We start from the raw sequence: 8,973 nt of genomic DNA, 5'->3' as shown, positions 1-8,973 counted from the left end.
GGTGCTGATCGACCTGGGCCGCGGCCAGCATCGCATGGCCGGCAGCATCCTGGCGCAGACGCTGGGACAGAGCGGCGACACGGTGCCCGACCTCGACGATCCGCAGGATCTGGTGAAGCTGGTCGCCGCGGTCAACGCGCTGCGCGCCGAGGGCAAGATCCTGGCGCTGCACGACCGCAGCGATGGCGGCCTGTTCGCTGCGGCCTGCGAAATGGCCTTTGCCGGCCATGTCGGCGTCGCGCTCAACGTCGACCTGCTGGTCACCGAGGGCGACGGCATCAGCGACAGCCGTGCCGAATACGGCGACGCCAAGAACTGGGCCGGCCAGGTCAGCGCGCGGCGCGAGGAACTCACGCTCAAGGCGCTCTTCAACGAGGAGCTGGGCCTGCTGCTGCAAGTGCGCACTGCCGAGCGCAACGAGGTGATGCAGACCCTGCGCGCCCACGGCCTCAGCGCCCACAGCCACTTCGTCGGCAAGACCCGGCCGGCCGGCTCGACCATGGATGCCGGCAAGGGCAAGATCGAAGTCTGGCGCGACGCCAAGGCGGTCTTCAGCGCTGCGCTCGCCGACCTGCACCAGGTCTGGGATGCCGTCAGCTGGAAGATCTGCCGCGAGCGCGACAACCCCGACTGCGCCGATGCCGAGCATGCCGCGGCCGGCGACCCGCAGGACCCGGGTGCGCACGTGCTGCTGGCGCCGGGCGCGACCGACGACGTGGCTGCGCCCTTCCTGAACCTGGCCCGGCCCAAGGTCGCGATCCTGCGGGAGCAGGGCGTCAACTCGCATGTCGAGATGGCCTACGCCTTCAACGAAGCGGGTTTCGAGGCCTTCGACGTCCACATGACCGACCTGCAGACGGGCAGGGCGGACCTGGCCGATTTCAAGGGCGTGGTCGCCTGCGGTGGCTTCAGCTATGGCGACACGCTGGGTGCCGGCATTGGCTGGGCCCGCAGCATCACCTTCAACCCGAAGCTGGCCGAGCAGTTCAAGGGCTTCTTCGGCCGCGGCGACACCTTCGGCCTCGGTGTCTGCAACGGCTGCCAGATGTTCGCCGAGCTGGCCGACATCATTCCGGGCGCCGAAGCCTGGCCGCGCTTCACGACCAATCAAAGCGAGCGCTTCGAGGCCCGCCTGTCGATGGTCGAGGTACTCGAATCGCCCAGTCTGTTCTTTGCCGGCATGGCCGGCAGCCGCCTGCCGATCGCCGTCGCGCACGGCGAGGGCTATGCTAACTTCAAGCACCGCGGCGATCCCGCCAAGGCGACTGCGGCGATGCGCTTCGTCGACAACCACGGCAAGGCGACCGAGCGCTACCCGTTCAATCCCAACGGCAGCGCCGGCGGCTTGACCTCGGTGACCACGGCCGATGGCCGCTTCACGGCGCTGATGCCGCACCCCGAGCGGGTGTTCCGCAACATCCAGATGAGCTGGACCTCGGGCGATCCGAGCGAACTCAGCCCGTGGATGCGGATCTGGCGCAACGCGCGCAAGTGGGTGGGCTGAGCACACGCCCGTCGCGCCTATAGAAAAAGCGGCCCAGAGGGCCGCTTTTTCGTTCCAGAAACACCGCGGAAGCGGCTTCGCCGGGCCGCTGGTGTTGCCCCCGGCAGGGGGGTGGGCGGCTACACGAAGTGAGCCAACCTGGGGGCGAGCAACAGTTACTCGACCTTTGCCTTGGCGCGCAGGTCTTCCTGGTATTTCTGCAGCCGCTGCTGCTGCAACTGCTGCGTGACCTGGGGCTTGACTTCCTCGAGCTTGGGCAGCTGCGCCTGGCGGACGTCGTCGACCCGGATGATGTGGTAGCCGAATTGCGACTTGACCGGCACGGCCGTGGTCTCGCCCTTCTTGAGCTTGATCATCGCTTCCGAGAATTCGGGTACGAAGCTGGCGGGCGCGGCCCAGTCGAGATCGCCGCCGTTGGCGCCCGAGCCCGGGTCCTTGCTCTGCTTCTTCGCGATGTCTTCGAACTTGGCTCCCTTCTTGAGGTCGGCCAGGATCTTGTTGGCCTGGTCCTCGGTCTCGACCAGGATGTGGCGGGCCTTGTATTCCTTGCCGCTGTTGGCGGCGACGAACTTGTCGTATTCGGCCTGGACCTCGGCGTCGGTGACCGGGTTGGTCTTGCGGYAGTTCTCGAACAGCTGGCGGATCAGGATCGCCTGGCGCGCGAGTTCGAGCTGGTTCTTGTAGTCGTCGCTGGCGTCGAGGCCTTGCTTCTGGGCCTCCTGCATGAAGATCTCGCGCGCGATCACTTCTTCGCGCAGCTGGCCCTGCATTTCGGGCGTCACCGGCCGGCCGGCCGAGGCCAGTTGCTGGGCCAGCACGTCCATGCGCRCCTTCGGCACGGCCTTGCCGTTCACGATGGCGGCGTTCTGCGCCAGGGCGGCGAACGGAATGGCGCCGACTAGAGTGGCGAGCGCGACGGCCTTCAGGATGTTTTTCTTCATAAGGGGGAGGGAGTTGTCGCCGCACGACCGTGCGGGTGATAGGGGTCGACGCCCTAAAGCGTCTCTATGGCAAGCGCGTGGAGGCCCTGTGCGATGAAAAGTTGCAGCGCATCATACACAAGCCGATGGCGCGCCACACGCGGCTTGCCGGCGAACAGCGGCGAAGCGATCCGGACCCGGAAATGCGTGCCGTAGCCCTCGGCGCCGGCGCCCGCATGGCCGGCATGGGCGGCGCTTTCGTCGATCACCTCGAGTTGGGTGGGCTGCAGCGTTTCGCGCAGCCGCGTCTCGAGGTCCTGGGCGGTCGGAAGGCTCATGCTGCGGGCTTGTCCGATTTGAGATGAGGCGAGATGTAGAGCCCCTGCGCGACCAGGAACACGATCGGGAAGACGTAGCCCCAAAGCTTGAAATTGACCCAGGCTTCGGTCGTGAAATAGGCCGCGACGTAGCCGTTGAGGACCGCCATGAAGAGGCAGTAGGCAATCCAGGCGACATTGAGCTTGCCCCAGACCTGGGCCGGCAGGTCCAACTGGGCGCCCAGCAGCATCCTCAGGAAGTTCTTCTTGTAGCCCCACAGCGCGACCGCCAGCGCGAGGGCCATGGCGCCATAGAGCACGGTCGGTTTCCATTTGATGAAGCGGTCGTCGTGCAGCGCCAGCGTGAGCGAACCGAACAGCAGGATCAACACGAGCGTGGCCTTCTGGATCGGCTGCAGGCGGCGTTCCATGAACCAGATGATCGCCATCTGCAGCGTGGTGGCGGCCATCAGCACGCCGGTCGCCACGTAGATGTCGTAGAACTTGAAGGCGCCGAAGAACAGCAGGATCGGGAAGAAGTCGATGACGAATTTCATGGCGCGCGCTCAGTCGGTCTCTTTCTTCTTCTGAAAGTCCAGCGACGCGGAGTTCATGCAGTAGCGCAGCCCGGTGTCGGTCGGCCCGTCGGGAAACACATGGCCCAGGTGGGCGCCGCAGTTAGCGCAGACGTTCTCGGTACGCACCATGCTGTGCGAGCGGTCGACGATGTTGCGGATCGCGCCGGGCACCGCCTCCTGCGAGAAGCTGGGCCAGCCGCAGCCGGCGTCGAACTTGGTGGCCGAATCGAAAAGCTTGGCGCCGCAGCAGATGCAGTGGTAGCTGCCGTCTTCCCAGTGGGCTTCGTACTTGCCGGTGAAGGGGCGCTCGGTGGCGGCGTGCCGGGTGATTTCGAAGGCGCCGCGCTCGGCACCCTTCTCGGCCAGCAGGGCCTTCCATTCGGTATCGGTTTTCTGAACGGGTGAAGTCATGATGAGCAGCTGATTTCGATCGAGGAGGCCCAGTCGGGCGGAAAGCCGGCGTAGTCGTCGTGGCCGGGATGGTCTTCAAATGGGGTTTCGAGCAGGCTCAGCAAGGTGGCGACGCCGGAGAAGTCCTTCTGCCCGGCGGCTTCGATCGCCTGCTGGCCCAGGTGGTTCCGCAAGACGAACTTGGGATTGTTACGGAACATTCGGTCGGCGGCGGTCGCAGCCGGCATTTCACCACGGCGCCCGGCGTAGGCCAGCAGCCAGGCGTCGAAGGCCGGGCGGTCGACGAACAGGTCGCGCACCGGCTCGGCGTTGCCGCTTGCCACGCAGTCGGACAAGCGGCGCCAGAAGATCGTGTAGTCGACCTTTTCCTGCGCCAGCAGCTTGAGCACGCCCTCGATCAGGGCGCGGTCGCCATCCGCGGCCTCGGCGAAGCCGAGCTTGGCGCGCATTCGGGCCTCGAACTCGCGTGGGAACACGGTCTTGTAAGATTCCAGCGCGGCGACCGCGACCTGCTGGTCGCCGATCAAGGGCAACAGGGCCTGGGCCAGGCAGAACAGGTTCCAGTAGGCGACATTGGGCTGCTGGTTGAAGGCATAGCGGCCGGCCGTGTCGCTGTGGTTGCAGATGTGGCGTGGGTCGAAGCCGTCGAGGAACTGGAACGGCCCGTAGTCAATCGTGAGCCCGAGGATGCTCATGTTGTCGGTGTTCATCACGCCGTGGCAGAAGCCGACCGCCTGCCATTGGGCCAGCAGCGCCGCGGTGCGTTCGCTGACCGACTCCAGCAGCGCGGCATAGGCGTTGCCGTCGAAGCGCGAGGAGCTGCGGCATTCCGAGTAGTAGCGGTCGATCACGTAGTCGGCCAGGGCGCGCAGTTCGGCGTCGCGCTGGTTGGCGGCGAAATGCTCGAAGTGGCCGAAGCGGACGAAGCTCGGTGCGACGCGGATCACGACGGCGGCGGTTTCGAGTTCCTCTCGGCGCACCCTGGCGTCGGAGCCGGTGACGCACAGGGCGCGGGTGGTCGGGATGCMCAGGCCCTGCATCGCCTCGCTGCCGAGGAACTCGCGGATGCTGGAGCGCAACACAGCGCGGCCGTCGCCCATGCGGGAGTAGGGGGTCGGTCCGGAACCCTTGAGCTGAACTTCGAGGCCGCCCTCGGTTTCACCGAGCAGGAGGGCGCGCCCGTCGCCCAGCTGCCCGGCCCAGACGCCGAATTGATGGCCGCTGTAGACGCTGGCCAGCGGGCGCGTTCCGGCGATCGGCGAGTTGCCGACGAAAGCAGCCAGGCCTTCGTCGGAATGCAGCCAGGAAGGATCCAGTCCGAGCTCGGCCGCCATGCGCGCGCTGCGGCCGACCCAGTAGGGATCGGGAAGGGGACGGGGCGGGAGTTCGGTGAAAAAGGCGGGGCCCAGCGCCGAAAAACCCGGGGCCCAGCGCAGACCCAGGTCGATCTGGGCCGTGTCCGCTTCGTCTGCAAGCATGCTCATGCGGGCGATTGTCCCGCAGCGGGCGAGACCCCGGGCAGACGGGGCCATCGGCGCGTGAAAGGGCTTTCGATTAAGGTATCAACATTGTCGATACTAGGAGGCGTCATGCACGTGGTCATCAAGAAGTGGGGCAACAGCGCCTCGGTGCGCATTCCGGCGGCCGTGATGAAGTCGCTCAACCTTCAACTCGATGAAACCGTTGATGTGCGTGATGAAGATGGGCGCATCGTGATCGAGCCGGTGCGCAAGGCGGTCGATCTGGCAGAACTGCTGGCCGGGATCACTCCCGACAACCTGCACGGCGAAGCCGATTTCGGACCGGCGGTGGGCAAGGAATGGTGATGACGAGCCGCTACGTTCCGGAAGCCGGAGACATCGTCTGGCTGCACTTCGATCCACAGGCTGGTCATGAGCAGGTGGGCCACCGGCCTGCGCTGGTGCTGAGCCCGGCCGCCTACAACGGCAAGACCGGCTTGATGCTGTGCTGCCCGATGACGACCCAGGTCAAGGGCTATCCCTTCGAGGTAGCGATCGCTGGCACGCGGGCGACCGCGGTGCTCGCGGACCAGGTCAAGAGCCTCGATTGGAGGGTTCGAAAGGCGACTCGCAAGGCGCAGGTGTCGATGCGGGAATTGTCGGAGGTCCGGGCCCGGGTCGTGGCGCTGGTTGGGCAACCTTGAGCCGACCACCAGCGTTTGCCTAGAGTGCAGCCGGCACGACCTGCTCGGGCACTTCGCCGCTCTCCCACATCCGCACCCGGTACTGCCCCGGCGGCACCCCGAACCAGCGCCTGCAGGCTCGAAAGAAGTTGCTGCTGTCGACGAAGCCGAGCAGGTCGGCGACTTCGGTGAGCGTGTAGCGCTGGTCGGCCAGGTACTGCTGGGCCAGCTCGCGGCGGGTCTGGTCGAGCAAGGCCTGGTAGGAACTCGATTCGACCTGCAACCTGCGCTGCAGCGTACGCTCGGTGACGCCGAGTCCGGCCGCGACGTCTTGCCGACGCGGCTCGCCGCCGGCCAGCCGGCGCGTGATCTCGGCGCAGACCCGGCGGCTGATCGTGTTGTCGGCCAACTGGGTCAGCTGCTCGTCCAGCAGCCGCTCGTGCAGCGCCGCCAGCGCCGGATGCTGCGACGGGATCGCCGCGCCCATGTCGGCAGCGCCCAGCAGCAGCCGGTTGGCCGCGGCGCCGAAGCGGATCGCGCAGCCGAAAGCCGCGCGATGGGCCGTGTCGTTCGGCGGGGCCGCAAACACGAACTCGGCCGCCAGCGGCTGCAGTTCGCGCCGCGTCAGCCAGCCGCACAGCACCAGCATGGTCAGCATGCCGTACTCGACGCGCTGGCGCGGCACCGGCCGGCGGCTGCCGACATGGCCGAGCACCAGCCAATGGCCGCGGGGTTCGGGCTCGAGCGCGAAGGTGGCGGCGTCCGAGACCACCGCCAGGTAGCGCGCCAGGCGCTCCAGGCCTGCCTGCAGATGTGGGCTGCAGCTCATGGCGTGGCCCACCATATCGAGGTTGCCGTGGCGGGCGGCCAACTCGCGCGAGAGGCCCAGCGTGGCCTTGCCGGAGCGGGCCACCGCCGTTTGCCACAGCTGGCTGATGTCGTCGGCCGGGAAGCGGGCCTCGGACCGGTCGAGCCCGCTGGCATCGAAGCCGCAGTCGCGCAGCAGCGCCGGCACGTCCAGGCCCTCGGCCGCGAACATGTCGAGCACGCCGCGCAGCCAGGCACCCGAACTGGTGCGCAGCGAGGCCGCGAAGGGGGCAGGGCGCACCGGTGCGGGTGCTTGCGTCTCTGAAGTCACTGGATTGGTGCCCTTGCGATAGCAGGCATGGGAGGGGTCGTTCCTAGTATCGAGGCCGGCCCCGGCGGAGGGCATTCCGAATAACCCGACGAGGAGACAACACATGACCCTGACAACCCGGAAATGGGGCGCGGGATTGGTGCTACTGTGCACGCTGATCGCCGCTTGCGGCGGATCGTCCGACCCCTCCTTTCTCGTTCCGCCGCCCGCTGCGGCCACGACTCCGACCATGACGCCGACGCCCGTGACCCCCGTCCCCGAGACACCGATCCCCGAGGCCCCCACGGTGCGCAGCACCGCCCAGGGCAAGGTCGAGGGCGTCGACGACAGCGCCCGCTCGGGCACCTGGTGGTGGAAGGGCCTGCCTTTCGCGCAGCCGCCGGTCGGCGCCCTGCGCTGGCGTGCCCCCGCCGAGGCCGAGGCCTGGACCGGCATCCGTCCGGCGCAGAAATTCGGCAACCCCTGCCTGCAGAACGGGCGCATCTACGGGCCCGGCGCCAACAACACCTACGACGCCACGATCGCCAGCACGCTGAACACCCCGGTCGGCAGCGAGGACTGCCTGACGCTCAACATCTGGCGGCCCGCAACCACCGACGACAAGCTGCCGGTGATGCTCTTCATCCACGGCGGCAGCAACCTCTCGGGCTACACCGCGGACCCGGTCTATGACGGCGCCAACCTGGCGAAGAAGGCCAACGCGGTCATCGTCACGGCCAACTATCGGCTCGGCGTGCTGGGCTTCTTCAACCTGCCGCAGCTGCACGTCGGCGGCAGCGAGGGCGACGACTCCGGCAATTTCGCGCTGCTCGACAACCTGGCGGCGCTGCGCTACATCCAGAAGAACATCGCCGGCTTCGGTGGCGACACCGGCAATGTCACGGTGATGGGACAGTCGGCCGGCGCGATCAACCTGCTGGCCCTGATGGCGTCGCCGATGGCCAAGGGCCTGTTCCACAAGGCGATGCCGCTGTCGGGCGGCATCTCGCTGGCGAGCAACCTGCCGCCCGGCAGCCTGCCAACGCTGAACCCGGCCTCGGCCTACCTGGCGCAGGGCAACGGCCTGCTGCTGAACCTGCTGGTGGCCGACGGCAAGGCGGCCGACCTGGCCGCTGCCGCGACCTATGCGGCCGGCATGAGCAACGCCGACGTCGCCGACTACCTGCGGGCCAAGGACGCCAAGACCATCCTCGGCATCGTGCTGGCCAAGGGCCTGACCGGCTCGGGCCCGATCCCGGACGGCACCGTGCTGCCGACCGATCCGATCGTCGCAATCGCGGCCGGCCAGTATCTCAAGGTGCCGACCATGGTGGGCGTCACGCGCGACGAGGGCAAGCTCTTCACGCCCTTCCTGCCGCTGGTCGGCGGCCCCAAGCCCGGCATCAAGATCGACGATGCGACGCGCTTCACGATGATGCAGAACTTCAACCCGGACGCGCCGACCTCGTTGACGTCGGCCGACATCATCGACCCGGCCTACCTGCCGGTGACGACGCCGGTCACGGGCTACGACGCGATGACCGCCCGCATCACCAACGCCTTCATGGTGCCGAGCCGAGACAACCTGCTGAACACGATGAAGACGCAGCAGTCGAATCTGTGGCACTATCGCTTCGACTGGGCGCAGTTGCCGGGCCCGTGGAACGAGGTCTATGGCGCCGCGCACGCCTTCGACCTGGGCTTCGTGTTCGGCAATTTCGGGCCGTCGCTGTTCTCGAACGCGAGCTTCAGTGCCGCCAATCGGCCGGGCAGAGAGGCGCTGTCGGCCGCGATGATGGGCAGCATCGCGGCCTTCATGCGCACCGGCGACCCGAACACCGCCGCCCTGGGCACAACCTGGGCGCCGTGGCCCTCTCGGCTCCTGTTCGACGCCACGCCCGGCGCGTCCAGCATCTCGACCCAGTAGCCGGCCGCTCGCAGAAGGTCTCCTCGGCGACCATCTGCGGGTTTGCGGCATTGCCC

Annotated in this window: 10 protein-coding genes; 4 read left to right on the top strand and 6 right to left on the bottom strand. The window is 67.5% G+C overall.

All coding sequences use genetic code 11. The annotated features are described in order from the left end of the window. On the top strand, window positions 1-1,504 hold a 1,504-nt coding region (locus AC1DY5_RS30855), incomplete at its 5' end, for a phosphoribosylformylglycinamidine synthase subunit PurQ (RefSeq protein ID WP_478117655.1). 155 nt (window positions 1,505-1,659) lie between these two features. Here the strand turns inward: AC1DY5_RS30855 and AC1DY5_RS30850 are convergent. Genes AC1DY5_RS30850 through AC1DY5_RS30830 form a run of 5 tightly spaced genes read right to left on the bottom strand, consistent with a single transcriptional unit; the run spans window position 1,660 to window position 5,214 of the window. Then, window positions 1,660-2,445 carry a foldase protein PrsA gene (locus AC1DY5_RS30850; RefSeq protein WP_478117653.1) on the bottom strand — a complete coding sequence of 262 codons (786 nt, stop codon included), beginning with the start codon at window positions 2,443-2,445 and terminating at the stop codon, window positions 1,660-1,662. A gap of 53 nt (window positions 2,446-2,498) precedes the next feature. Further along, on the bottom strand, window positions 2,499-2,762 hold the full coding sequence (locus AC1DY5_RS30845) for a BolA family protein (RefSeq protein WP_478117651.1): 264 nt from the start codon (window positions 2,760-2,762) through the stop codon (window positions 2,499-2,501). Next, window positions 2,759-3,298, bottom strand: coding sequence for a septation protein A (locus AC1DY5_RS30840; RefSeq protein WP_478117649.1), 540 nt, complete (start codon window positions 3,296-3,298; stop codon window positions 2,759-2,761). The genes AC1DY5_RS30845 and AC1DY5_RS30840 overlap by 4 nt, the downstream gene beginning before the upstream one ends. Window positions 3,299-3,307: 9 nt before the next feature. Next, window positions 3,308-3,730 (bottom strand): peptide-methionine (R)-S-oxide reductase MsrB, encoded by a 423-nt coding sequence (gene msrB / locus AC1DY5_RS30835; RefSeq protein WP_478117648.1) that lies wholly within the window; start codon window positions 3,728-3,730, stop codon window positions 3,308-3,310. Then, window positions 3,727-5,214, bottom strand: coding sequence for a protein adenylyltransferase SelO (locus AC1DY5_RS30830; protein WP_478117647.1), 1,488 nt, complete (start codon window positions 5,212-5,214; stop codon window positions 3,727-3,729). Before AC1DY5_RS30830 ends, msrB begins: the two co-directional genes overlap by 4 nt. Before the next feature lie 105 nt (window positions 5,215-5,319). Here AC1DY5_RS30830 and AC1DY5_RS30825 point away from each other — a divergent pair, with 105 nt between their 5' ends. Next, window positions 5,320-5,556, top strand: coding sequence for an AbrB/MazE/SpoVT family DNA-binding domain-containing protein (locus tag AC1DY5_RS30825; RefSeq protein ID WP_478117646.1), 237 nt, complete (start codon window positions 5,320-5,322; stop codon window positions 5,554-5,556). After that, window positions 5,556-5,894 carry an endoribonuclease MazF gene (gene mazF, locus AC1DY5_RS30820; RefSeq protein ID WP_478117644.1) on the top strand — a complete coding sequence of 113 codons (339 nt, stop codon included), beginning with the start codon at window positions 5,556-5,558 and terminating at the stop codon, window positions 5,892-5,894. Before AC1DY5_RS30825 ends, mazF begins: the two co-directional genes overlap by 1 nt. A gap of 19 nt (window positions 5,895-5,913) precedes the next feature. Here the strand turns inward: mazF and AC1DY5_RS30815 are convergent, their stop codons facing one another. Then, window positions 5,914-6,912, bottom strand: coding sequence for an AraC family transcriptional regulator (locus AC1DY5_RS30815; RefSeq protein ID WP_478117659.1), 999 nt, complete (start codon window positions 6,910-6,912; stop codon window positions 5,914-5,916). Window positions 6,913-7,240: 328 nt separating this feature from the next. Here AC1DY5_RS30815 and AC1DY5_RS30810 point away from each other — a divergent pair, with 328 nt between their 5' ends. Then, window positions 7,241-8,917, top strand: a complete 1,677-nt coding sequence (locus AC1DY5_RS30810; protein WP_478117657.1) for a carboxylesterase/lipase family protein — start codon at window positions 7,241-7,243, stop codon at window positions 8,915-8,917. The last annotated feature ends 56 nt before the right edge of the window (window positions 8,918-8,973 follow it).

The organism is Variovorax sp. P4_D9, from assembly GCF_056401695.1.
The sequence above is the reverse complement of the archived record's forward strand: the minus strand, read 5'-3'. Positions and strand labels throughout refer to the sequence as shown.